General features: G+C 67.0%; 19 protein-coding genes, 2 tRNA genes and 1 pseudogene. 12 read left to right on the forward strand and 10 right to left on the reverse strand.

What is annotated here, in order from left to right:
• Positions 1-247 precede the first annotated feature (247 nt).
• A complete protein-coding gene (locus GVN67_RS12830) occupies positions 248-1,354 on the reverse strand; it encodes an alpha/beta fold hydrolase (protein WP_200845246.1) in 1,107 nt (368 codons plus the stop codon).
• A 237-nt stretch (positions 1,355-1,591) separates the two neighbouring features.
• On the opposite strand from GVN67_RS12830, the gene GVN67_RS12835 reads away from it, so the two are divergent.
• The gene (locus GVN67_RS12835; RefSeq protein ID WP_159996486.1) at positions 1,592-2,455 is read left to right on the forward strand and encodes an oxygenase MpaB family protein; all 864 of its coding nucleotides are present in this window, start codon (positions 1,592-1,594) and stop codon (positions 2,453-2,455) included.
• A gap of 25 nt (positions 2,456-2,480) precedes the next feature.
• Here the strand turns inward: GVN67_RS12835 and GVN67_RS12840 are convergent, their stop codons facing one another.
• Both GVN67_RS12840 and GVN67_RS12845 read right to left on the reverse strand, forming a co-directional pair.
• A complete protein-coding gene (locus GVN67_RS12840; protein WP_159996488.1) occupies positions 2,481-2,975 on the reverse strand; it encodes a hypothetical protein in 495 nt (164 codons plus the stop codon).
• A 320-nt stretch (positions 2,976-3,295) separates the two neighbouring features.
• The gene (locus GVN67_RS12845; protein ID WP_159996490.1) at positions 3,296-4,189 is read right to left on the reverse strand and encodes a LysR family transcriptional regulator; all 894 of its coding nucleotides are present in this window, start codon (positions 4,187-4,189) and stop codon (positions 3,296-3,298) included.
• A gap of 134 nt (positions 4,190-4,323) precedes the next feature.
• Here GVN67_RS12845 and GVN67_RS12850 point away from each other — a divergent pair, with 134 nt between their 5' ends.
• From GVN67_RS12850 to GVN67_RS12865, 4 genes are all read left to right on the forward strand, one after another.
• Positions 4,324-5,454 (forward strand): NADH-dependent flavin oxidoreductase, encoded by a 1,131-nt coding sequence (locus tag GVN67_RS12850; RefSeq protein ID WP_159996492.1) that lies wholly within the window; start codon positions 4,324-4,326, stop codon positions 5,452-5,454.
• 93 nt (positions 5,455-5,547) lie between these two features.
• Complete coding sequence (locus GVN67_RS12855; protein WP_159996494.1) at positions 5,548-6,675, forward strand: aldo/keto reductase; 1,128 nt, start codon at positions 5,548-5,550, stop codon at positions 6,673-6,675.
• 170 nt (positions 6,676-6,845) lie between these two features.
• Positions 6,846-7,613 carry a glucose 1-dehydrogenase gene (locus tag GVN67_RS12860; protein WP_159996496.1) on the forward strand — a complete coding sequence of 256 codons (768 nt, stop codon included), beginning with the start codon at positions 6,846-6,848 and terminating at the stop codon, positions 7,611-7,613.
• Between the two features lie 262 nt (positions 7,614-7,875).
• On the forward strand, positions 7,876-8,922 hold the full coding sequence (locus tag GVN67_RS12865; RefSeq protein ID WP_159996498.1) for an Ldh family oxidoreductase: 1,047 nt from the start codon (positions 7,876-7,878) through the stop codon (positions 8,920-8,922).
• A gap of 266 nt (positions 8,923-9,188) precedes the next feature.
• Here the strand turns inward: GVN67_RS12865 and GVN67_RS12870 are convergent, their stop codons facing one another.
• From GVN67_RS12870 to GVN67_RS12890, 5 genes are all read right to left on the reverse strand, one after another.
• Positions 9,189-9,857, reverse strand: coding sequence for a nitroreductase (locus tag GVN67_RS12870; RefSeq protein ID WP_159996500.1), 669 nt, complete (start codon positions 9,855-9,857; stop codon positions 9,189-9,191).
• A 4-nt stretch (positions 9,858-9,861) separates the two neighbouring features.
• Positions 9,862-12,258 carry a xanthine dehydrogenase family protein molybdopterin-binding subunit gene (locus GVN67_RS12875; RefSeq protein ID WP_159996502.1) on the reverse strand — a complete coding sequence of 799 codons (2,397 nt, stop codon included), beginning with the start codon at positions 12,256-12,258 and terminating at the stop codon, positions 9,862-9,864.
• Positions 12,255-13,247, reverse strand: a complete 993-nt coding sequence (locus GVN67_RS12880; RefSeq protein ID WP_159996504.1) for a xanthine dehydrogenase family protein subunit M — start codon at positions 13,245-13,247, stop codon at positions 12,255-12,257. Before GVN67_RS12880 ends, GVN67_RS12875 begins: the two co-directional genes overlap by 4 nt.
• On the reverse strand, positions 13,244-13,735 hold the full coding sequence (locus GVN67_RS12885; protein ID WP_159996506.1) for a (2Fe-2S)-binding protein: 492 nt from the start codon (positions 13,733-13,735) through the stop codon (positions 13,244-13,246). The genes GVN67_RS12880 and GVN67_RS12885 overlap by 4 nt, the downstream gene beginning before the upstream one ends.
• A gap of 233 nt (positions 13,736-13,968) precedes the next feature.
• Positions 13,969-14,214 carry a hypothetical protein gene (locus GVN67_RS12890; RefSeq protein WP_159996508.1) on the reverse strand — a complete coding sequence of 82 codons (246 nt, stop codon included), beginning with the start codon at positions 14,212-14,214 and terminating at the stop codon, positions 13,969-13,971.
• Positions 14,215-14,513: 299 nt separating this feature from the next.
• Here GVN67_RS12890 and tnpB point away from each other — a divergent pair, with 299 nt between their 5' ends.
• The 7 genes and pseudogenes from tnpB (at position 14,514) to GVN67_RS12925 (ending at position 22,009) form a co-directional block, all read left to right on the forward strand.
• The gene (gene tnpB / locus GVN67_RS12895; protein ID WP_159996510.1) at positions 14,514-14,870 is read left to right on the forward strand and encodes an IS66 family insertion sequence element accessory protein TnpB; all 357 of its coding nucleotides are present in this window, start codon (positions 14,514-14,516) and stop codon (positions 14,868-14,870) included.
• 106 nt (positions 14,871-14,976) lie between these two features.
• Positions 14,977-15,597 (forward strand): annotated as a pseudogene (locus GVN67_RS30350) (IS66 family transposase zinc-finger binding domain-containing protein); the annotation flags it as partial.
• Between the two features lie 106 nt (positions 15,598-15,703).
• Entirely contained in the window at positions 15,704-17,890 is a 2,187-nt protein-coding gene (locus GVN67_RS12905) for a transposase (RefSeq protein ID WP_159996514.1), read from the forward strand.
• Between the two features lie 92 nt (positions 17,891-17,982).
• Positions 17,983-19,275, forward strand: coding sequence for a hypothetical protein (locus tag GVN67_RS12910; protein WP_159996516.1), 1,293 nt, complete (start codon positions 17,983-17,985; stop codon positions 19,273-19,275).
• Between the two features lie 20 nt (positions 19,276-19,295).
• Entirely contained in the window at positions 19,296-19,961 is a 666-nt protein-coding gene (locus GVN67_RS12915) for a hypothetical protein (RefSeq protein ID WP_159996518.1), read from the forward strand.
• Between the two features lie 36 nt (positions 19,962-19,997).
• Positions 19,998-21,164 carry a phospholipase D family protein gene (locus GVN67_RS12920; protein WP_159996520.1) on the forward strand — a complete coding sequence of 389 codons (1,167 nt, stop codon included), beginning with the start codon at positions 19,998-20,000 and terminating at the stop codon, positions 21,162-21,164.
• On the forward strand, positions 21,164-22,009 hold the full coding sequence (locus GVN67_RS12925; RefSeq protein WP_200845247.1) for a hypothetical protein: 846 nt from the start codon (positions 21,164-21,166) through the stop codon (positions 22,007-22,009). Before GVN67_RS12920 ends, GVN67_RS12925 begins: the two co-directional genes overlap by 1 nt.
• Positions 22,010-22,391: 382 nt before the next feature.
• On the opposite strand, the gene GVN67_RS12930 is transcribed toward GVN67_RS12925, so the two are convergent.
• Both GVN67_RS12930 and GVN67_RS12935 read right to left on the reverse strand, forming a co-directional pair.
• Positions 22,392-22,466: transfer RNA gene (locus GVN67_RS12930), tRNA-Gly, on the reverse strand.
• Between the two features lie 118 nt (positions 22,467-22,584).
• A tRNA-Gly gene (locus GVN67_RS12935) sits at positions 22,585-22,659 on the reverse strand.
• Positions 22,660-22,875: the final 216 nt, after the last annotated feature.

Consider the following 22,875-nt stretch of genomic DNA (forward strand, 5'->3'; position numbering starts at 1 on the left):
TGCCGGCGCCGCGGAGAAGGACACGCGGCCCCGCGATACGCAGCAGGCGGTCCGGCAGCGCCCCTCGGCGCCGGCGCTGGCACGCAGCCTCGATCGAGGCTGCCCATCTGGCGGGCCGCCGCCCTGCTGTCTGTGGCCCTGCCGGACCAGCCAGGGCGCTTCGGCCAGAGGCCCTCGGCCCCGCCGGGACGACCGCCGCTTTTGCTCCGAACCGGCGGCTGTGGCGGAAGGGCGGCCAACCATCACGTCACGGGCCGGACGCGCCGGTGGCCAAGGCGGTCAGCCGCTGCGCCACGGCCTCCGGCTGCTCCTGCTGCACCCAGTGGCCCGCGCCTGGGATCAGGTGCAGGCCGCGGAAATCAGCGCAGGCCGCCTCCTGCATCCGGGTCAGGGCGAGGGGCGCCTGGTGGATGCCCCAGTCGCTGGCGCCGGCGATGAAGATCGCCGGCACCTCGATCCGCCGGCCGCCGAACAGGACCAGATCCGCCGCATTCGCCCCGCTGGTGTTGCAGCGATAGGATTGCAGCCCCCCGGCGAAGCCGGTGCGGGCGTATTCCGCGGCATAGACGGCCAGTTCCGCATCCGTCAGCCAGGGCGCCTCGGCGGCCGGCGTGTGAGGGGCCACCGCCTCCGGCATCGTCGCCTGCGACGGCATGACGTAGTAGTCCGGCAGCTTCGCCAGCTCCTCCGCGGTCCAGCCGGCCAGCGGGAAAGGCTGGTTGCCCGGCCAGTCGGCGCTCTTGTGGTGGTAGTAGGCCCGCAGGAAGGCCTGCAGCCCCTGCGGCGGGCGGTCCATCTCCGCGGCGGCGCGGCGTTCGGCGTAGTACCACTGGTAGTGCTTGCGGGGCGGCTGCAGCCCGGCCAGGCCGGCATCCGGATTGCCTGCCGGCGCCACCCCGAAGTGCGGCGGGCCGGCGAAGGGCGCGCTCATCATCGCCAGGCGCCGGAAGATGTCGGGGCGGATCAGCGCCGACCAGGCCGCGACCGAGGAGCCATAGTCATGCCCCACCACCATATGGACCTGCTGCAGCCCGAGCGCCTGCAGCAGGGCCAGCTGGTCGCGCACCATGTTGAGCATCTGGAAGGGCGCCAGCGGTTCGTCGTAGCCCGCGCTCCATCCCGTCGTGCGGCCATAGCCGCGGAGGTCGGGCGCGATGACATGGAAGCCGGCCGCGGCCAGGGCGGGCATCACCTTGCGCCAGGAAAAGGCCAGCTCCGGAAAGCCATGCAGCAGCAGCACCGCGGGCTGCCCGGCCTGCCCGGCCTCGAGCAGATGCACGGAGAGGCCGTTCACCCCGTCAAGGATGCGGCTGCGGAGGCCGGCGGGCAGCAGGGCAGGGTCGAGAGGCGTCACGTTTCGGGGTTCCCTCGGTTGGTTCTTGGCCGCTGTCGGACAGGGCGGCGGCAGTGCGCCGTCCGTCGGAAGCATGGCTGAAGGCTGGCCTCGCCCGCGACGCGGGCGCGGCCGACGCCAATGTCGCACGGGTCGAAGCGCGGCACGACGATCCCGAGCCGCGCGACGCCCCAGGGCCGCTCAGGCGGGACGCCTGATCGGCTTGCCGAAGGCCGGAAGCCGACCATATCGAAGGTCATGGCTGACCCTTCGCCCCGCGCCCTGCAGCCAGATCCGGCGCAGGCCCTGAAGACCGCCATCACCGCCCGTGTCGTCGCCCTGTTCAACGACCGCGCGCGGGGCGAGGCGCCGGTGGCGCGCCGGATGGACGGCCTGTTCGGCCCACGGGCGGTGGCCTGGCGCGTCCATGGCGACGTCACCTCGATGATGGTCGGCGGCATCGCCTCGCTGCTGCTGCAGATGCTGCATCCGGCGGTGCTGGCCGGCGTCTGGGACCATTCGAACTTCCGCGCCGACCTGCAGGGCCGGCTGCGGCGCACCGCGCGCTTCATCGCCCTGACCACCTATGGCGGGCGCGAGGAGGCGGAGGCGGTGATGGCGCGGGTCCGCCATATTCACGAGCGCGTCCACGGCACCCTGCCCGACGGCACGCCCTATGCCGCCGGCGATCCGGCGCTGCTCGCCTGGGTTCATGTGACGGAGGCCACCAGCTTCCTGAGCGCCTGGCGGCGCTACGCGGAGCCCGGCATGTCGCTTGCCGACCAGGACCGCTACTTCGTGGAAGTGGCGCAGGTGGCGCGCGCCCTGGGCGCGGCGCCCGTGCCGGGCAGCCTGGCGGAGGCGCAGCGCCTGATCGCGTCCTACCGGCCGCAGCTGCGCGCCGACGCCCGCACGCGGGAAGTTCGCCGCCTGGTGCTGAAGGCGGCCAGCGCCGATCGCGTGACGGCCGGCCTGCAGGCGCTGGCGAACCAGGCGGCGATCGACCTGCTGCCAGGCTGGTCCCGCCGGCTGCACGGGCTGCCCAATCCCCTGCTCGGCCGGCCGCTGGTGCGGGCCGGGACGCTGGGCATCGCGCAGACCCTCCGCTGGGCCTTCCGCTGACCCGCCGCCCTGGGCGGGCCGCGGCCTACCGGCCGGCTTTCTGGCTGTCGGCCAGGCCCTTGCCCATCAGCAGGCCGAGCTCGCCGGGGCGGTCGCTGTACTGCCGCATGGTGCGGTAGGGCACCGCGGTGATCTCCGCGACACGGTTGAGCTTGTCCGCCACATCGAGGGTGCTGAACTTGCCGCCGCCCGGCTGGCGCTCGTGCAGCGCCGCGACCGCCTGCAGCGTGCGCGGGGGGATGATGCCCAGCACCCGGGCATGCTCCGGGGTGATCTCCGCCGGAACCAGCCGGCGGTCCGGCGGGGCGAGGTGTCCGGGCCGGGCTGCCGGGCCCGAACCCTTCGGCCCGGCATCCGGCAGCGTCGCGTCGGCGGGCGGGGTTGCGGTCAGGTCGCTCGCCCGCAGATCCAGCTCCGCCCCGTTGTCCTGCTCGATGTAAACCCGGTCCCCGTCGCATTCGAGCACCTTGCCGCTGCGCCGGCCATCGCGATGCCAAACCCTCTGCCCGACCGAAAACATGCTTTCGTCCTCCACAGATGCTCGGAACGAGCCGCCATCTCTGCTCCACCCTATGCCATGCCTGTGGATCCCGGACCACGCCGCGGTCCCGCAGGCTGGCGGGGACGGTGGAGGAGGCCGGGGAGCTGCCGAAGGCTGGCCGGTGCTGGAAGGGGAGCAAGCGGTGGCCGAAGCGGCGCACCACGAGGACATCACGAATTCAGCGGCAGATCGGTGATTTGGATGGGGTAAATTTGGAGCAGCGGTGGGAACCGGAATCCAACCTTCTCTGGGGCGTGGCACGCCACGCTGCACCCGCCGACACGATGCCCGCCGTGTAGTCACCCTCTGTGGCGCAAAGCCTCGACCAGGAGGGTGAAGGCGGGCGTTGGTTGGCGTCGGCTCGGGTAATAAAGGTGGTAGCCCGGCCGCGGCGGGCACCAATCCGTCAGCACCTGGATCAGGCGCCCGGCGGCCAGGTGCTCCTGGACCTGATCCTCCGGCAGATACACCAGTCCGAACCCGGCGAGTGCCGCCTTCAGCATCGGCTCGATACGGTTGAGGACCACGCGCCCTTCGACGCGGCTCCGCACCTCCTGTTCCCGCTTGCGGAACTCCCAGGCATAGACCCCACCCGACGTCGGCAAGCGCAGGTTGATGCAGTCGTGCTCGGTCAGGTCGCGCGGTGTCTTCGGGCGGGGGCGATTGGCGAAGTAGGAGGGCGAACCAACAATGGCCTGGCGGAACTCGGGCCCGATGCGGACCGCGATCATGTCTTTGGCGACCTGCTCGCCGAGGCGGACCCCCGCGTCGAACCGTTCGCTGACGATGTCCGTCAGGCCGTAGTCGTAGGAGAGCTCCACCTTGATGTCCGGATACGCCGCGAGCAGTTTTTCCGCGGCTGGCCAGATGATGGTGTCGGCCGCATGCTCGACGGTCGTGATGCGGATGGTGCCAGCTGGCTTCTCCCGCAACTCACTGAGGGATGCGATCTCGGTCCGGATCTCGTCGAAGCGCGGCGCCACGGTGCGGAGCAGCCGCTCGCCCGCCACGGTCAGCGCGACGCTGCGGGTGGTTCGGGTCAGCAGGCGGACGCCAAGCCGCTCCTCCAGCCGCCGAACCGTGTAGCTGAGCGCCGCCTGCGAGGTGCCGAGCTTGGCGGCCGCACGCGTAAAACTGCGTTCCTCGGCCACCGCCACGAAACTCGACAGGTCCTGGATCTCGTCGCGCGCCATCCATAAAAATCCAGTATCAGTTCATTCGGGATTTACCGTCTAATGGGTTGGCCGCGCCAGCCCTACCTTCGCATCGTGGCCTGGCAGGCATCGGCTGATGCACCGTCCCAGGCCGAACGCGAAGGGACATCCACATGGCTTCCACAGAGACGGCACTGTTCGGCACCGCGCCCTTCGCCAAGGGCCTGACGCTGCGCAACCGCATCGTGATGGCGCCGATGACAACCTGGTCCGGCAACGAGGACGGCACCGTCTCTGCCGAGGAGGAGGATTACTACCGCCGCCGCGTGAACGGCGTCGGTCTGGTGATCACGGGCTGCACGCATGTGGCGTTGAACGGCATTGGCTTCACCGGCGAGTTCGCCGCCTACGACGACCGCTTTGTGCCCAGCCTGAAGCGGCTGGCGGCCGCAGCCAGGAGCGGCGGGGCGCCTGCCATCCTCCAGATCTTCCATGCCGGAAACAAGGCCGTGCCCTCGCTCGTCCCGGGCGGCGACATCGTCAGCGCCAGCACGGTGACCACGGCGGCCGGACCCTTCAGTCCTCCCATCACTCCCAGGGCCCTGAGCGAAGAGGAAATCTTGCACGTCGTCCGCGCCTTCGGCGAGACGACGCGTCGGGCCATCGAGGCTGGCTTTGACGGCGTGGAACTGCACGGAGCCCACGGCTTCCTGATCCAGAACTTCCTCTCGCCCCACTTCAACCGGCGCGACGACGCCTGGGGTGGCTCACTCGAGAACCGCATGCGCTTCCCACTGGCGGTGGTCGAGGCGGTGCGGCAGGCGATCGCGGCCCATGCCGACCGGCCCTTCGTGCTCGGCTACCGGATATCGCCGGAGGAATCGAACGAAGGCGGCCTCCGCATCGCGGACTCACTCGTGCTCGTCGACCGGCTGGTCGAAGCCGGGATCGACTATCTGCACGGGTCGCTGCCCGACGCGGCCCAGGCACGGCCGGTCGGTCATGACGACGGGCCGACCGTCACGCGGATCCTGAGCGAGCGCCTCGCCGGGCGGGCGCCGCTGGTGGTCGCTGGGCAAGTCAGGATGCCGGGGCAGGCCCAGGCCGTGCTTCACGACGGCGCGGATCTCGTCGCCGTCGGGCAGGGCCTCGTGATGAACCCCGACTGGGTCGAACTGGCGCGGAGCGAACGGTCCGCCGAGATCGAGACCGCCATCGCCGCACCCGACGCCCCGCGGCTCGGCATCCCACGGAAGCTGTGGGCGGTGATCGAGGCCACCCCCGGATGGTTCGCGGTCAAGTAGGCCGCCTGACGATCCCCGCCAATCCAGCCGCCGCTGCATCCCGGACAACGGGGCGCCCGGCGGCACAGCCCCCCTTCAGGAGAAGCAGACGTGATGAACCGCCCACAGCACCGTAGCCGCCGCGATTTCCTGGCTACCGCCGCCCTGCTTGGCGCGGCCTTGCTCGTCGGTTCAACGGCATGGGGACAGTCCGGCAACGCCAGCAGCCCGAAGATGACAGGACAGGCCAGCATGAAGACCCGCAAACTCGGTAGCCTGGTGGTTTCCGAACTCGGCGCCGGGTGCATGAGCATCAGCGCCAACTACGGCCCCGCCGCCAGCCGCGAACAGGGCATCGCCACCCTCCGGATGGCGCATGAGAACGGCGTCACCTTCTTCGACACTGCCGAGGTCTACGGCCCCTATACCAGCGAGACGCTGGTCGGCGAGGCCTTGGCCCCGATCCGTGGCCAGGTGGCGATCGCTACCAAGTTCGGCTTCGAACTGGAGGACAAGGCCGGTGGCCTCAACAGCCGCCCCGATCGCATCCGCAAGGTGGTCGAAGCTTCGCTGAAGCGCCTGCGGACCGACCACATCGACCTGCTGTACCAGCACCGCGTCGACCCCAACGTGCCGATCGAGGACGTGGCGGGCACGGTCAGGGACCTGATCCGCGAAGGCAAGGTCCTGCATTTCGGCCTGTCGGAAGCCAGCGCGCGGACGATCCGCCGGGCGCACGCCGTGCAGCCGGTGGCCGCCGTCCAAACTGAGTATTCCTTGATGGAGCGCGATCCTGAGCGCAACGGCGTGCTCGCCGCCTGCGAGGAACTGGGCATCGGCTTCGTGCCCTGGGGCCCGGTCGGCATGGGCTTCCTGACCGGCACGATGAACGCGCAGACGAGGCTGGACCCCAAGACCGACTTCCGCAGCGGCTTCGACCGTTTCTCGCCTGAGGCAATGGCGGCGAACCAGCCCATCGTCGACCTCGTCTCGCGCTTCGCGCAGCGGGAGAACGCGACGCCGAGCCAGGTCGCGCTGGCATGGCTGCTGGCGCAGAAGCCCTGGATCGTGCCGATCCCAGGCACGCGGAGCCAGCAACATCTCCAGGAGAATTTCGGGGCGCTACGTGTCGAGTTGTCCGCGACGGATCTGCACGAGATGAACGAGGCCTTCGCTGCGGTCACGGTCCATGGCGGGCGCATGAACCCGGAGCAGATGCGGGTAGTCGATACGGCGGCCTGAGGTCCGAACCTGCATGATCATGCCAGATGCCGATGTTGGCCTCCGGCATGATCACATCCAAACCCGCGTCCCGGTGCGCAGTTCGGCCTTTCCCTAAGACTGCCTGTACGCCCTTGCCCCCCGCTCAGCGGCTCATCTCTCACGGGCTTGGCGGGTCATAAGGAAAAGCCATGAATCCCTCTTACGACTTCAAGGGGCAGGTCGCCCTAGTTACTGGTGCCAGCGCTGGTATCGGGCTCGCGACCGCCAAGGCATTCGCGGAAGCTGGTGCCGCTGTTGTGCTGGCCGATATCAACGAGAAGGCGCTGCTTACAGCTATCGACGCATTGATCGCAGCCGGGCACCAGGCCATTGGCGTGACCTGCGACGTGGCGGACGAGGCGCAGGCGACCGCCATGGTCGGGCGCGCGGTCTCGACCTTCGGCCGATTGGACATGGCGTTCAACAATGCTGGCATCGCCGGGCCCTCCGGCCCCTTCGCCGATGAGACCGCGGACGCCTTCGACCAAGTGCATGCGGTGAACCTGCGCGGCATCTGGACCTCCATGAAAGCCGAGCTGATCCAGATGGGGAGCCAGGGCAGCGGCGCCATCGTCAACTGCTCCTCGCTCGGAGGTCTGGTGGGACAGACGGGCCGGGCGGCGTACCACTCAACGAAGCACGGCGTCATCGGGCTGACGAAGAGTGTCGGGCTCGAATACGCCCCGCGCGGCATTCGCGTGAACGCGGTGTGCCCCGGGGTGGTCGAGACACCCATGCTGGGTGACCTGCTCGAACGATCGCCGGAGGCCATCAATGAAGTCATCCGGGATCAGCCGATCGCCCGCCTGGGCCGTCCGGAGGAGATCGCGGCGGCGGTCTTGTGGCTCTGCAGTCCAGCCGCGAGCTTCGTAATTGCCGCCGCCCTGCCAGTCGACGGTGGCTTCACCGCGCACTGATGCAAGCTACGGTCATTTGAGGGCAGTCAGGCGTAACGCCCTCAGTGAAAACCCTGCGATGGTGCCGACGGGGTCTTTATTGTTAGGCGGACACTGCTCCTGTGGTGTGGAGAAGCAGGCGAATGCCTCCAATTATTTCTCAGCGTGCCGCCGCCGTTTTGATGGATAGCGCAATGCATAAGTGCAAAAGGAATGGCTCTAAGTATATAATTTTTCCGGAATTTAGTCCGGCTCTGCCAATCAAAGTTGGAGGCCCGAACCAATGACACGTTATCCCGCCGCCGCGCTGCTTGCCACCACCACCGCGCTGTTCCGCCAGGGAGGCATGGATGCTGACAAGGCACAGGTCTTCGCCGAGACATTGATTGAGGGCGATCTGCTCGGCCACGACACGCATGGCCTAAATCTACTACCACAGTACCTCGATGGGCTGGCCGCGGGCGACATGCTGGGGACCGGCGAGCCGACGATCGTGGCTGATGTCGCGGCTGGGCAGACTTGGGACGGGCGAAAGCTGCCCGGTCCCTGGCTGGTGCGCAAAGCAGCTGATCTAGCGAGCGAACGCGCGAAAGAGACCGGCATCTATGCCGTGTCGATCCGCCGGGCGCATCACATCGCGTGCCTAGCGGCCTATCCAGAGCGTATCACTGCTCGCGGGCAGATGATGATCGTCACCTGCGCCGACCCGGCAACGGCCTCGGTGGCCCCGTTTGGCGGGACGCGGCGGCTGTACACGCCCGATCCGCTGGCGGCAGGATGGCCTACCGATGCGGGGCCGGTGATCATCGATGTGTCGATGTCCTACACCACCAACGGCATGACCAACCGTTTGGCCAATGAGGGCGGCAGCTTCCCGCACAACTGGCTGCTGGATCGCGACGGCACGCCAACGAGCGATCCCAGTGCTTTCGCCGAAGAGGGCACTCTGCAACCGCTCGGTGGGGCGGCCGGGGCCGGACATAAGGGCTTCGCATTAGGCCTGCTGATCGAAGCGTTGACCTGCGCCCTGTCGGGGTATGCTCGTGCCGATGAGCCCAAAGGCTGGGGCGCCGCCGTGCTGGTGCTGGTAATCGATCCCGGGCGCTTCGGCTCGACCGATGCGTTCACCCGGGAGACTGGCTGGATGGTCGCGCAATCCCGCGCCAATCCGCCCATCTCCGGAGGCCCGCCGGTCCGCACCCCGGGCGAGCGCGGCCTGCAGCGCAAGGCCGACCAACTTGCCAATGGCGTCAAACTGCACCCTGCCATCCCGCCGATGCTGGCCGACCGCTGCAAGCGCGCCGGGATCGAAATGCCAAAATCAATGTAGTTTGCTGAACGATGTTGCGGCTTACCCGCCTCCAGCATTGCAAGCCGCAACTGGCCCTTGTGTTTGCAGATCAAAGCGCATTCGCTCGCAGCGAGGAGCAGGCTGTTCGCAGCCTTCTGATTTCTGGCACGGCCATAATGAAAATCGAGATACAACTGACCGAATAGTAAGCCTGCATGACTATGGCCTGGATCAATGCTCATGGCACCGCCATGGAATGGAACGCCGAGGAGTGAGACCCTCGGCGCCCGTTCAGCCAACCACGCTCAATCGTGGAAGGTAACGCTGCCGAGGACATCGTCCCGCCACATCCGGGCGCTGCTCTCAACCGCAGCTCCGCTCGGGAACCCGAACGAAATCCCGAACAGCAGCTTCAGGTCATCCGGGATGCCTAGCGTCTCGCGGATCGTGTCCGCGAACAGCCCGAGCACGGTCTGGGGAACGCCGCCCAGGCCGTGGGCGGTGAGCGAGAGCAGGAAGGTCTGCCCGTACATGCCGAGGTCACCCGCGACGCGCACGTTGTCGCCGATGACGGGCATGAACAGCAGCGCGACATGCGGGGCGTTGAAGAACAAGAAGTTCCGCGCCGAGGCTTTGCGGCGGCCCTCCTTGTCCTCCCGCTGAACGCCCATGCTCTCGTAGTAGAGCTTGCCATGCTCCCGGCGCCGCTCGCCGTAGCGGCCCTGGAAGGCGGCTTCATCCCAGAAGAAGTCGGGCGTGTAACGCTCCGCCTCGCTCGCCTCGTGCAGAGCTTCCGCCAACGCCAAGCGCTTGGCCCCACTCACCACGTGGATGTTCCAGGGCTGTGTGTTACAGTTGGAGGGCGAGCGCTGCGCGTCCTCCAGCACGTCACGGATGATAGCCTCCGGGACCGGGGTGGACAGGAAGTCGCGGATGGACCGGCGTTCACGCACCGTGTCCTTAAAGCTGAGCATCGGTTCAGGCTCCCACAAGTTTTTCGATGGTGATGGGCAGGTCGCGGATGCGCTTGCCCGTCGCGTGGAACACGGCGTTGCTGATCGCGGCCGCGACGCCGACGATGCCGAGTTCGCCCACCGCCTTGCCGCCGCGGGGCGTCGCCTGCAGGTCGGGGATGCCGACACTGATGGTCTGGATCTCCGGCACGTCCGCGTTCACGGCGACCGCGTAGTCCGCGAGGTTGGCGTTAACGACCCGGCCGTCGCGGGGGTCGATCAGCCCCTCCTCCAGCAGCGCCTGGCCGATGCCCATAATCATGCCGCCGATCCACTGGCTTCTGGCCAGCTTCGGGTTGAAGACCAAGCCGCTGTCGAAGGCCGCCACCATGCGCTTGACGCGCACCGTGCCGAAATCCTCGTCCACGCGCACCTCGACGAACTGCGCGCTCCAGGCATGGGCGGAGCCGCCGCTGGCCGTGGCGGGCTGCATCAGCGTGAAGCTGCGGTTGCCCGCGTTACGCTGCGCTTCCGTGGCACCAGTCGGGAAGGTGTCGCGATGCACTTCCAGGCGTTCGCGCTCCACCGCCTTGAGCAGGTCAGCGATGGCGACCCCTCCCGTGGGGCGGCGGCTCGGACGGATCTGGCCGTTCTCCAGCACCAGGTCATTGACGCGGGCTGAGCGCAACGGCGACTTCGGGTCGCTGGCCGCCAGGTTCAGCAGTTCCGTGCGGGTGGCGACCGCCGCCGTGTGGACAGCGCCCATCAGGATATTCGCAAGCTGCGACCCGCCCGCGACCGGCGCCCGCGGCAAGTCGGTATCCCCGAGCGAGACCGAGACCCGCTCCACCGGAACACCCAGCACCTCGGCCGCCGCCTGCGCCAGGATGGTGTAGGTGCCGGTGCCGATATCGACACCGCCGCTATGGACCTCCACCCGGCCGTCGGCATGCAGGATGATCTTGGCCTCGCCCGGCTGGCGCCAGACGGGATACGTCCCCGCCGCCATGCCCCAGCCGATTAGTTCGCGCCCCTCCCGCATCGAGCGTGGCGCCGGGTTGCGGCGGGACCAGCCGAAGGCTTCGGCACCGGCCGCGTAGGCCTCCCGCAGCTGCCGCGTGGTCCAGGGGATCTTCGCCTTCGGGTCCTGGTCGGCCCAGTTCTTCAGGCGCAGCGCAACCGGATCCATGCCGAGGGTATGGGCCAGTTCGTCCATGGCGGTTTCGAGCGCGTAGGTGCTGGGATTTTCGCCGGGTGCCCGCAGCCAGCTCGGGTTCACCGTGTTGACCGGGATGATGCTGTGCCGCGACGACAGGTTCGGCGTGGCATACATCAGCGTGGTCACGCTGTTCGTCGGCTCGACATGGGTGTCGTCGATCGCCGTCTCGTTCCAGCCCTCGTGGACAATGGACACCAGCTGGCCGTCACGGGTGGCGCCGAGCGCCAGTCGCTGGTGCGTGCGGGGACGGCCACCCAGGCCGGTGAAGGTCTGCGGCCTGGTCAGCGAGACCTTCACTGGACGGCCGAGCTCGCGGGCGGCGATGCAGGCCAGCGATACATGCGGGTGCGGCGCGATCTTCGAGCCGAAGCCGCCACCGACATAAGGCGAGACGACCCGGACCTTCTCGATATCGAGGCCCATCCATTCGGAGATCACCTGCCGGGCGCCGCCGACCCACTGGCTCGGCTCCCAGACCGTCAGGCGGTCGCCTTCCCAGGCCGCCACGCAGGCATGCGGCTCCATGGGCACGTTGTACTCGCGGGGGGTGGTGTAGACCCCCTCCACCTTGACCGGCGCCGAGGCGAAAGCGGCGGCGGCATCGCCCCACTCGGCCTTGATGGCATCCATCGGTTGCGGGTGGGCGCGGCTGTCGGTGGGGTGCAGCAGCGCTTCCGAGGCCTCGTAGGCCACCGTTACCAGGGCGGCGGCCTCGGTGGCCTGCTCGAAGCTCTCCGCCACCACGATGGCGATGTGCTGGCCGTTCCAGCGCACCAAATTGTCCTGCAGGGGAACAAAGACTTCCGTCGCCGCGCCGCCCTCGAGGTCGCGCTTGGGGCGGTTGATGCGGAAGCCGCTCTCATGTGTGTAGACGGCCAGCACGCCAGGCGAAGCACGCGTGGCCGCCGTGTCGATGGCCCTGATCCGGCCAGCCGGGATGGTGGACTGCACCAGGACCCCATAGGCCATGCGGGCCAGCGGCTGCTCGATAGCGTAGCGGGCCGTGCCCTTGACCTTCACCGCGCCGTCGGCGCGCGACAGGCTGCTGCCGACGGCGCCATGCTTGACGGGCTGCCGCACGGCATTCGCTTCAGCCGGGGCTGCTGCTTGGGCCGCGCCGCTGGCGGTCAGGGCAGCGCCTGTCATCATCGTCGCCTGCACCAGGGTGCGGCGCTTGAGTTCTGGGTTGAGGGGGCTGGTCATGCGATGCCTCCGGCACTCATCAGCGCCCGCGCCACCACCTTCGGGGCCAGGGCGATCTTGTAGGCGTTGTGTTCACGGGCCTGGGCGCCCGCCATCGCTTGCGCTGCGGCATCGCGGATGACCGCCTCGTTGAGCGGCTTGCCTGCCAGCGCCTGCTCCACGGCTCGCGCGCGCCAGGGCTTGGTGGCGACGCCGCCCAGCGCCACCCGCGCCTCGCGGATGGTGCGGCCGTCCGCCTCCAGGGCGATGCCCACGGCGGCGCTGGCGGCGGCGAACTCGTAAGAGGCCCGGTCACGCACCTTCAGGTAGTGCGACCGGCGCAGGGCATCGGAGAGGGGGATCTCGATGCCCAGGATCATCTCGCCGGGTGCCAAGTCGTGTTCCAGGTCCGGCCGGTCGCCCGGCAGCCGGAAGAACTGGTCCACCGGCACCACCCGCTCGAACCGGCCCATGATCCGCACTGTTGCGTCGAAGGCGACCAGCGCCACGGCCAAGTCACCGGGATAGGTGGCGATGCAGGCGTCGCTGGCGCCGAGCACCGCATGGTTGCGGTTCAGACCGTCCATGGCCGCGCAGCCGGAGCCGGGGTTCCGCTTGTTGCAGTTCGGGTAGGCCGCCGTGTCCCGGAAATAGGTGCAGCGCGTGCGTTGTAGGAGGTTGCCGCCGATGCTCGCCATGTTGCGAAGCTGCGCCGAGGCCGCACGCCACAGCGCCTCGGAGATGACGGGCGCCACGGTCCGGACGCGGGCATCGGCCGCCACCTGGCTCATCTTGGCGAGGGCACCGATGCGGATCGCGGTATCGCTGACGGTCACCTCGTCCAAGCCGGGCAGGTGCGTGATGTCGATCACCCGCGCCGGGCGCTCGACACCGCACTTCATCAGGTCGACCAGGGTGGTGCCACCCGCCAGAAAGCGGGTTCCCGGCTGAGCCGCCTCGCGCAGCGCCGTGGCGGTGTCGGGGGCGCGGAGATACTCAAGGGCTCTCACAGCGACGTCCCCTTCCCGAGGCGTGCCGCCGCGTCGCGCACGGCGGCGACGATATGCGGGTAGGCGCCGCAGCGGCAGATATTGCCGCTCATGTATTCGCGGATCTCGTCGTCGGACCCGGCATGGCCCTCATGGATGCAGGCCACCGCCGACATGATCTGGCCCGGCGTGCAGTAGCCGCACTGGAAGGCATCGTGCTCGACGAAGGCCGCTTGCACGGCGTGCAGGGTACCGTCCGGAGCGGCGAGGCCCTCGATGGTGGTGATCTCGCGTCCCTCGGCCTGCATGGCGAGCGTCAGGCAACCCAGCACGCGCTGGCCACCGACATGCACGGTGCAGGCGCCGCACTGGCCCTGGTCGCAGCCCTTCTTGCTGCCGGGCAGGCCCGCGTACTCGCGCAGGGCGTCCAGCAGCGTCACGCGGGAATCTAGGGTCAGGTCGTGGTCTCGGCCGTTGATCCGGAGCCGGACGGCCCTCTGCGTCGCCATGGGGGCGTGCCTCCGTCTTGAGCCGGACACAGGGGATTTCGGTCCAGCATAACTTAGACTCTAGGTCAGCGCGTAAGGGCCGATTAGCGGCTGAGTTACGAATGAGCCTATAAAATTCTGATATAAATGACTTCTGACGGCCTTCTAATGGCGGGTAGACTGGAGCTACAGTCAGCAGAACTGAGCTTTGTGCCCGCAAGAGCGTATCCTCGCCTGTCCTCCCGCTACTGTCCTCACGGCACCCTCCGCTTCGCCACCCCTACCGACAGCGTCGCCGCTGCCAAGTCAAACGTCGCCGCGGAGATGTTCCTTGCCATCACGCGCACGGTGTTGTTCGACCACACCGCTGCGTCGAGCTCGATGAACCGGGTCGACGACACCAGCGACGCCGACGCCAGATCCCCGGCCCGCGCCCCGCTCACCGTGACGTCGATCAGCGCCGTCGCCCCCGGCGCCAGGCTCGGCAGGTCCCAGGACACCTCCGCCGCGAACTCCCGCCGCCCCGGCCGAACAGCGCCCCCGTCAGCAATGGCGTGCCGTTCAGCACCGCGGGTGCGGCTTCCGGCAGCCCGTAGAGCCGCAGCGATTGCAGATTGATCGGCCCGTCAAAGCCGATCACCCCGACCTGGGCATAGGCCACGGACGCGCCCACGCGGATCGTCTGCCGCCGGTTGAAGTTCGCGTCGCCCGTAGGCGCGCCGGCGTTCCACCCCTTGCTGCGGGTCTTTGGGACAGTGGATGCCGTGGCGGTGGCCCGGCTGGCTGCGGCGCTGGAAGGGTGATCACGCTCCCCTCTGGGGCGCGGGTGCTGCTGGCCAGCCGGCCGGTGGACTTCCGCAAAGGCGCGCATGCCCTGGCGGCCCTGGCAGCGGAGGTGCTGAGCGCCGATCCATTCTCGGGAGTGGTGCTGGTGTTCCGGGCCAAGCGTGCCGACCGGATCAAGATCGTGCTCTGGGACGGCAGCGGACTGGTCCTGATCGCCAAGCAGTTGGAGGGTGGGGCATTCCGCTGGCCGCCGGTTGTTGACGGCGCGGTGCGGCTGACGCCGGTGGAGTTCGCCGCACTGTTCGACGGCATCGACTGGACGCGGGTGCAGAGCGCGAAACGGATTCCTACGCCGAGCGTGCCTGCGTAGACTTCCTGGCGTGATGGGCGCCGCGGACACCATGCCGAGCCTGCCGGAGGATCCCGCCGCGCTGCGAACCCTGCTGTTGGCCGCGCTGGAGCAGCGCGATGCCGCCATGGCCGAGCGCGACGCGCTGGCAGCCCGGAACGAGCAGTTGCACCACCTGTTGCTGAAGCTGAAGCGGCGGCAGTTCGGGCAGAAATCGGAGCGGCTGCCCGACGATCAACTGCTGTTCGCGTTCGAGGAGATCGAGGCCACGCTGGCGGCCAGCGAGGCCGAGGCAGGCCAGCGCTCGAAGGGCCTGAAAGAGCAACAGGCGAAGCGCCGCCGCGGCAACCGGGGACAGCTCCCCGCGCACTTGCCGCGCATCGAGCAGGTGTTGCTGCCCGAGCGGGAGACCTGTCCCTGCTGCGATGGCCTGCTGGTGGAGATCGGCGCAGACAACGCCGAACGGCTTGATGTGCTGCCAGCCCGGTTCCGGGTGCTGGTGACCCGGCGGCCCAAGCTGGCCTGCCGCGCCTGTCCCGGCGTGGTGCTGCAGGCGCCCGCTCCAGAGCGGCTGGTACCCGGCGGGCTGCCGACCGAGGCCACCGTCGCCCAGGTGCTGGTGGCCCGCTATGCCGACCACCTGCCGCTGTACCGCCAAGCGCAGATGCTGGCACGGCAGGGGCTGACGCTGGGTCGGGAGGTGCTGGCCGACTGGCTGGGGACCGCCGCCCAGGAGATCCGGCCGGTAGTGCGCCGCCTGCGCGAGATCCTGCTCGCCTCGGCCCGGCTGTTCGCCGATGGTTCGAGGCACTGCCTCGAACAACCTGCCGGTGCTCGACCCCGGACGCGGCAAGGTGAAGAAGGGGTATGCCTGGGCGCTGGCGCGCGACGACCGGCCCTGGGGCGGCACGGATCCGCCCGCCGAGGTGTTCCGCTACGCGCCCGGCCGCGGGCAGGAGCATGCCAGGGCGTTGCTGGCGGACTACCGCGGCATTGTCCAGTGCGACGGCTACGCCGCCTACAAGGCACTGGCCACCGGCGGGGATGTGACGCTGGCATTCTGCTGGGCGCATGTCCGCCGCGGGTTCTTTGACCTGGCCAAAGGCGGCGCGGCGCCGATCGCCAGCGAAGCTCTGCAACGCATCGCTGCCCTCTACGCCATCGAGGCGGAGATCCGCGGCCGTCCGGCCAAGGAACGTCTGACGGTGCGCGCCAGCCGGAGCGCTGCTCTCGTGCATGACCTGTTCGCCTGGTTCGCGCAGCAGCTGGCGCGCCTGCTTGGCCGCAGCCCCACGGCTGATCCGGCCGTCCACGACGGACTCTTCGACCAAACCAAGGCGCATTACAAAGCCGACGATCTATTCACCACCGGCGACCGCCTCGATATTTCCGAGGATACGTTCCGCCGTATCGTCAAAGAACTGCAAACCTTCGATCTCTCCAAGACCAGTGACGACATCAAGGGCCTCGCCTTCGAGCGCTTCCTCGGCACCACCTTTCGCGGCGAACTCGGCCAGTTCTTCACACCGCGCCCGGTAGTCGATTTCATGGTCAGCATGCTTGATCCACAGGAAGGCCAACTGATCTGCGATCCGGCGGCGGGATCGGGCGGCTTCCTCATTCGTGCGTTCGAGCATGTCCGCAGCCAGATCGGCGCGGCGATCCAGGCCGACAAAGACAAAGCTCGCGCCGATATCGAAGCGCTCGGCCTCGATGCGGACGAGGAAGAACGGCGGATCGATGAAGCCTTCGCCACTCTAAACAGGCAGCTTCTGCCCTCGGACGACCAGAACAAGCCGGTCGACACGCGCGTGGGGCGCCTCGCCTGGAACTGCATCTTTGGCACCGACGCCGAACCGCGCGCCGCGCGAACCGCCAAGATGAACATGATCATGCATGGCGACGGCCATGGCGGCATTCACTATCATGATGGCCTTATCGATATTAACGGCATCTTCCCCGGCCGGTTCGATATCATCATCACCAATCCGCCCTTCGGCTCGAATGTCGGCGACGACCAAAAGGTCGGTGGCAGCGATGAGACCCGCGTCTATGACAATCAGGCCTATAAGGACCGCTGCATCGCCCGCTATGGCGCGCCGTGGGAGGAAAGCCACAAGCGGATGCTCGCCGCTTCGACGGCGAAGACCAAAATTCTCGATCTATTCGAGATCGGCAAAGGCAAGTCCAACCGCGCCACGGAGATCGTCTTCGTCGAGCGCTGCCTGAACCTGCTGAAGCCAGGTGGGCGGATCGGAATTGTCCTGCCAGATGGCAATCTCAACAATCCTTCGCTGACATGGCTGCGACGCTGGTGCGAGGGCAAGGCAAAAATCCTCGCAGTCGTAAGCCTACCGGAAGAAACCTTCCGCTCCGCCGACGCTACGGTGAAAGCCTCGCTCGTCTTCCTCAAGTGCTTCACCGAGGCCGATCAGACAGCCTGGGACGCGGCATGGACCGCCGCGCACGCGACACACGACGCGGCGTACAACGCGGAACGCGACAAGCTCTGCGCGGATTTCGGCCCGCGCATCGTCTGTGGCGATGACAAGGACGCCGCGAAGATCCTAAAGGCGCTGTCGGCAATCGGCGCCAAGCGCGTACCGCCTGCGTGGTTCTCGGCCAATCCACCTCCCTATCCGAAGAGCATCGGTGCGACGAAGCTGAGGAAAGTGGGCTGGGACGATCAGGCGAAGGACCGCAAGAAAGCGACGACGCTGAAGAAGGACTACGCGGCGGCATTCACCGACGATGTGACGAAGGCGGCAGACGCGCTCACCCGCGAACTCGCCGTTGCCTTGAAGGGGGTGGACGAGCACCACAACGCGGCGCTTTGGACGCATGTGCGCGAGGCCTTTGACTATCCCGTCTTTGTTGCCGCGCCGAAGTCCGTCGGCATCACCTCGACCGGCGAGACGGGCGGGAATGTACCGACTGAGTTGCCTGCGCTGTTGGAAGCCTATCGCCGGTTCGAGGTGTGGGCGGAGGCGGGCGCAAAGCCGACGGAGGCGCCGGATTTTTCCTTGCCCTCCGCTGCGTGATCCGCTAGTGGAGGGCTCTCGAGCCCTGGATCAGTTCCGAAGATGCCGTGCATCGGCATTCTCGCCATGCCTTGACAGCATTGCGTGATGTAATGATACCGCGCCGTGAAGCCGTCGCCATCAGTGGTACGTTTGGCGATTGGTCGCCGATCACTGTTCATCTCGATGGCGAAATATCAGTGCGCGATCGCTCGTCTCCCTACAAGGGAGCCATGTTCGCGGTCTATCCGGGTGACATCGTGTTTTCGAAGATCGACGCACGCAGCGGCGCGATCGGGATGCTTCCGGCGTCGATCCCCAAGGGCGTTGTTACGCCGGAGTTCCCAGTGTTTGTGGCTGATCCTGCCAAACTGGATGGCGGTTTCGTGCATCGTATCCTGCGAACGGGCGGGTTTCTGAAAGCCCTTCGGTCGAAAGCAACGGGTACGAGTGGGCGCAAGCGCATCTCACCTGAAGCGTTTCTAGACCTGCGAATTCCCTTTCCTGATCTCGCAGAGCAACAGGCGATCGTCGCGGCCTATGACGTGGCGTTGAAAGCGGTGGCCGACAAGGAGCAGGCCGCAGAAGCCGCCGAGGCGAAGGCTATGAGCGATTTCGAGGCCGCGCTCGGCTTCGCGCTGGCGACGCCCTTGCCCGACAGGCCGATCTTCATCGCCTCATTTAAGGACATTGATCGCTGGGGCCATGAAAGCGTGCTGCGGAGGATCAGCGGGAGCACGCCAGGCACAAGTTCGTGGCCAGTGGTTCGTCTCGGCGAAGTCGTGGACGACATTGCCGTTGGTTGGAGCCCCAAATGCCTCGAAAGGTCTGCTGAGGCAGGTGAATGGGCCGTCTTGAAATTGAGCGCAATAACCTCCGGTCGATTTCGGCCCGAAGAGAACAAGGCTCTGCCCGCAAAAATAAAACCTCGGCCTGATTTGGAGGTGAAGGCCGGCGACGTGCTGATAACTCGTGGCAGCGGTGTCACGCGTCTCGTCGGATCGACAACGTTGGTCGGCGATTCAGCGCCGGCCAAGCTGATGATTTGCGATCTCATTTTCCGGGTCGCGTTTGGCGATCAACCGCGTGCCCTTCCCGCCTATGTTGCGGAGGTGCTGCGGACATCGGATTTGCGGCGACAGATTGAAGATCGCCGAACCGGCGCCGCTCCCATGATGCAGAAGATCACAAAGTCGGGTCTCAACTCGCTAACCTTTCCCCTTCCGCCCATCGCTGACCAGCGCACGCTGATCGCCTCACTCAATGCTGGGCGGGCCGAAGCATCCCGCCTGCGAACAGAGGCCGCCGCCGCACGCGTCCATGCCTGGAATGTCTTCGAGACCGCCGTTTACGCTGCCGACGCGCTGGCGCCGGCCGCCGCGCGCGAACTCGAGTCTGCGGAATGAATCCTGCGCCAGCAAGGCCCATGGTGGATCGCCTCGATCCGGAGAAGGTGGCCTATTGGTATTTCCGATTAAACGGATTTCTCCAGATCGAGAACTTCGTCGTTCATCCCGAAAGGCGCGGAGGCCAACGGACAGACGCCGATCTTCTGGCAGTTCGGTTTCCCTTTCGAGCCGAACGTCTGTTCGACGATCCGCGCGACGTCATGGCGGACGACGTGCAACGCCTTGCCCTGTCTGCCGACATGATCGACATGGTCATCGCCAAGGTGAAGACAAATCAGCCTTGCACCTTGAACGGGCCCTGGACGCAGCAGGATCGACAGAACGTTCATCGCGTGTTGGCTGCGATCGGATGCCTTCCGCCAGACCTCATCGAGAAGGCGGCGGCCGACATTTATCGGACCGGCTTCCATCGCAGCGACTCCCGGCTTCGCATCCGTCTCGTGGCGGAGGGAAGAGACCGAAGCGACAGCCTCGCGGCCGAATATCCTGACGTGGCGCAACTGCTTTGGTCGGAGGTGCTGGCTTTCATGCGGGAGCGGCTTCATCGATATCGGCAGCAAAAAGCGCAGGTAGACCAGTGGGACCCGGCGGGACGCAAGATCAAGCGGCGGGCGGACCAGTCCAACACCGCAGCGGATTTCATCGCACACGCCCTGCACCTCCTGGGGGTGCGCGATGGCTAGCTGTGGCGCTCTCATGACGCGGCTTAAGGTGCTGAAATGACAACGCGGCTTGTCGATGCCGGTTGGTCACAGGAACTCGCGGAAGCCCTTCGAGTGGACTCAAGCGAACTTCGGATCATCTCCCCGTTCATCAAGGCCGGCGCCATTGCTCGCTTGCTGACAGCCAAACCCAAGTCTGTTGCAGCCATCACGCGCTTCAATCTTGGGGACTTCGCAGAAAATGTCAGCGATATCGGGGCCTTACGCCGCCTGCTCGAACACGGCGCCACGGTGCGTGGCGTCAAGAACCTGCACGCCAAGGTATATCTGTTCGGATCGAAGCGGGTGATCGTCACCTCGGCCAATCTGACCGAGGCCGGGCTCGACCGAAACCACGAGTTCGGCCTTGTCTCCGAGGACCCGGCCATCATCGCAGCATGTCGTTGCTACTTCGAAGATTTGTGGCGGCGCAGCGGCGCTGACCTGACGACCTCGCAACTCGATCTGTGGGATAGCATCGTGACGCGCCACTGGGCCGAAGGCGGACGCCCAAACCGGCCTGTAGGGCTCGGCGATTTCGGCTCCGATGCCGGCGTGGTGAATTCGTTGGCGCTATTCCTGCCGACCGCTGTCGCCGACGCGCCGCAGGCGTTCGTGAAATTCCTCGGAGAAGGTAGCAACCGGGTTCCACTATCATTTCCGACCTTCAAGGAAATCGAGCGTGCCGGCTGCCATTGGGCTGTAGCCTATCCTGCCACGAAGCGGCCGAGGGCGGTCGAGGACGGCGCAGTGATCTTCATCGCGCGGCTAACCCGCGAGCCGAACGACATTCGCATATTCGGGCGCGCGATCGGCATGCGCCATGTGCCGGGGCGCGACGACGCTACGCCCGGAGATATCGCGCGCCGCGACTGGAAGGCTACGTGGTCCCGCTACGTCCGTGTCCATCATGCCGAATTCCTTGCAGGCACGATGGCAAACGGTATTTCGCTCAACGAGTTGATGGGCGACCTTGGCGCGAGCTCGTTTGCCCCGACCCAAAGCAATGCCGCGCGAGGCAAGGGCAACACCGATCCGCGCCGAGCATATCAACAGCAAGCGGCGGTGCAGCTCTCAGCCGAAGGAGTTGCATGGCTTGGCGAGCGACTACAGGCCGCGTTCGATCGGCATGGCAAGGTCCCGCAGGTCGAGCTGGACGAGCTCGACTGGCCGGCGGTGACGTGATGCCGTTCGAACGGTATGTCGGCATTGACTACTCTGGGGCGGAGACGCCGACCGCTAGCCTGAAGGGGCTGCGCGTCTATCTGGGCGAGGGTGACGCTATGCCCAGCGAGGTTCCACCACCGCCGTCGCCGCGCAAATACTGGACACGGCACGGCATTGCGGAATGGCTTGCCGCGCGCCTGGCCGAAGATGTGCCGACGCTGGTCGGGATCGACCACGGCTTCTCCTTCCCGCTGCGCTATTTCGAGGCGCATGGCCTGCTGCCCGACTGGCCCACCTTCCTCGACGACTTCCAGCGCCACTGGCCGACCGACGAGGATCATACCTATGTCGATTTCGTCCGCGACGGCTCGGTCGGTCGCGGTGCGGCGCGCCAGGGCAATGCGCGCTGGCGGCGGTTGACCGAGTTGCGGGCGGGCAGCGCGAAATCGGTGTTCCATTTCGACGTGCAGGGCTCGGTGGCAAAGTCGACCCATGCCGGCATCCCCTGGCTGCGCTTCCTGCGCCAGCGGCTGGGCTCACGCGTGCACTTCTGGCCCTTTGACGGATGGGAGGTGCCCGCCGGCCGCTCCGCAATCGCGGAGGTTTATCCCGCCCTCTGGAGCCGCGGCTTCGCGCGGGATGGACGAACGGGCGACCAGCACGACGCCTTCAGCATCGCCGCCTGGCTGGCGATGGCGGACAGGGATGGAAGCCTCGCAGCTTTCCTGCAGCCCCGCCTGAACGCCCCGGATCGGACGGTTGCCCAGGTGGAGGGATGGATCCTCGGTGTGGCCGGCGCCCTGGGTTCGTTTGAGAAAACCGCGATGATCGAGGCTAGAGGTGCCGAAGACTCCCTTCACTGACCGAGAGGGAACTGCGACAGCGCTGGTCGCCCGCGGGGAAGGGCCAGGAAAGGCCATTGTCGCAAGTGGTCGTGTCCCCTGGATCGGGCGGATGATCGGTTGGGGGTCAGGGCCGGCTTTTCACTCTCCGGTAGCGTGTGTCCGGGCGGTCGGCTTGTGGAATCCCCCAAGCTCAGCGCAAAAAAATTCTCATTATATCAACGAGATAAAGGTTGATGGTTAAATCGGGCCACCCCCGAGCTTCGGAGACTTCGGGGCGTCCGGAGAGAGAATTCCGGATTTGTTGCGTTCTCCAACCCTCAAGCTGGCGTGGCAAAACCCCAGGAAACCTGCGGTTTATGGCGCCGTAGCAGCGTCAGATATGTGAGGTTGGGAAACCGACTGGAGCGGGCGAAGGGATTCGAACCCTCGACCCCAACCTTGGCAAGGTTGTGCTCTACCCCTGAGCTACGCCCGCGCTCCGGGCCGGGTGGCGTCTTGGGACCGCCACCGACCGCACGACCTGACAAGCGACCGGCTTCCCGGGGGATCCCCGAGAACCAAATCGCTATGCAGATCGTCAAGAAATTCCGAATTGGAGCGGGCGAAGGGATTCGAACCCTCGACCCCAACCTTGGCAAGGTTGTGCTCTACCCCTGAGCTACGCCCGCGCTCCTAGTATCGGGCCGCCATCCGGACGCTGCCGTCTGGCGTGGCGGCGATATGTCATGGCGCGCGCCCCGCCGCAACCCCTCTGTTTTCAATGCCGTGAATTTTTCTGCGCCGGCTTGCCGGGCGTCCGCGGGGACCGTGGAGGGGAAGGGCAGGGGCCCCCTTGAGGCGACCCCGCGCCCCGCCGCAGACTGCGCCGCCGCAGCCCGAGAGAC

It is taken from the genome of Roseomonas sp. 18066 (assembly GCF_902706185.1).
Taxonomy (GTDB): domain Bacteria; phylum Pseudomonadota; class Alphaproteobacteria; order Acetobacterales; family Acetobacteraceae; genus Pseudoroseomonas.

What these genes read in the sequence shown, in the direction of transcription:
- GVN67_RS12835 (WP_159996486.1), top strand. Translation starts at nt 1,592, where the DNA reads ATGGCTGACCCTTCGCCCCGCGCCCTGCAGCCAGATCCGGCGCAGGCC.
- GVN67_RS12840 (WP_159996488.1), bottom strand. Translation starts at nt 2,975, where the DNA reads ATGTTTTCGGTCGGGCAGAGGGTTTGGCATCGCGATGGCCGGCGCAGC.
- GVN67_RS12845 (WP_159996490.1), bottom strand. Translation starts at nt 4,189, where the DNA reads ATGGCGCGCGACGAGATCCAGGACCTGTCGAGTTTCGTGGCGGTGGCC.
- GVN67_RS12850 (WP_159996492.1), top strand. Translation starts at nt 4,324, where the DNA reads ATGGCTTCCACAGAGACGGCACTGTTCGGCACCGCGCCCTTCGCCAAG.
- GVN67_RS12855 (WP_159996494.1), top strand. Translation starts at nt 5,548, where the DNA reads ATGAACCGCCCACAGCACCGTAGCCGCCGCGATTTCCTGGCTACCGCC.
- GVN67_RS12860 (WP_159996496.1), top strand. Translation starts at nt 6,846, where the DNA reads ATGAATCCCTCTTACGACTTCAAGGGGCAGGTCGCCCTAGTTACTGGT.
- GVN67_RS12865 (WP_159996498.1), top strand. Translation starts at nt 7,876, where the DNA reads ATGACACGTTATCCCGCCGCCGCGCTGCTTGCCACCACCACCGCGCTG.
- GVN67_RS12870 (WP_159996500.1), bottom strand. Translation starts at nt 9,857, where the DNA reads ATGCTCAGCTTTAAGGACACGGTGCGTGAACGCCGGTCCATCCGCGAC.
- GVN67_RS12875 (WP_159996502.1), bottom strand. Translation starts at nt 12,258, where the DNA reads ATGACCAGCCCCCTCAACCCAGAACTCAAGCGCCGCACCCTGGTGCAG.
- GVN67_RS12885 (WP_159996506.1), bottom strand. Translation starts at nt 13,735, where the DNA reads ATGGCGACGCAGAGGGCCGTCCGGCTCCGGATCAACGGCCGAGACCAC.
- GVN67_RS12910 (WP_159996516.1), top strand. Translation starts at nt 17,983, where the DNA reads ATGATACCGCGCCGTGAAGCCGTCGCCATCAGTGGTACGTTTGGCGAT.
- GVN67_RS12915 (WP_159996518.1), top strand. Translation starts at nt 19,296, where the DNA reads ATGGTGGATCGCCTCGATCCGGAGAAGGTGGCCTATTGGTATTTCCGA.
- GVN67_RS12920 (WP_159996520.1), top strand. Translation starts at nt 19,998, where the DNA reads ATGACAACGCGGCTTGTCGATGCCGGTTGGTCACAGGAACTCGCGGAA.
- GVN67_RS12925 (WP_200845247.1), top strand. Translation starts at nt 21,164, where the DNA reads ATGCCGTTCGAACGGTATGTCGGCATTGACTACTCTGGGGCGGAGACG.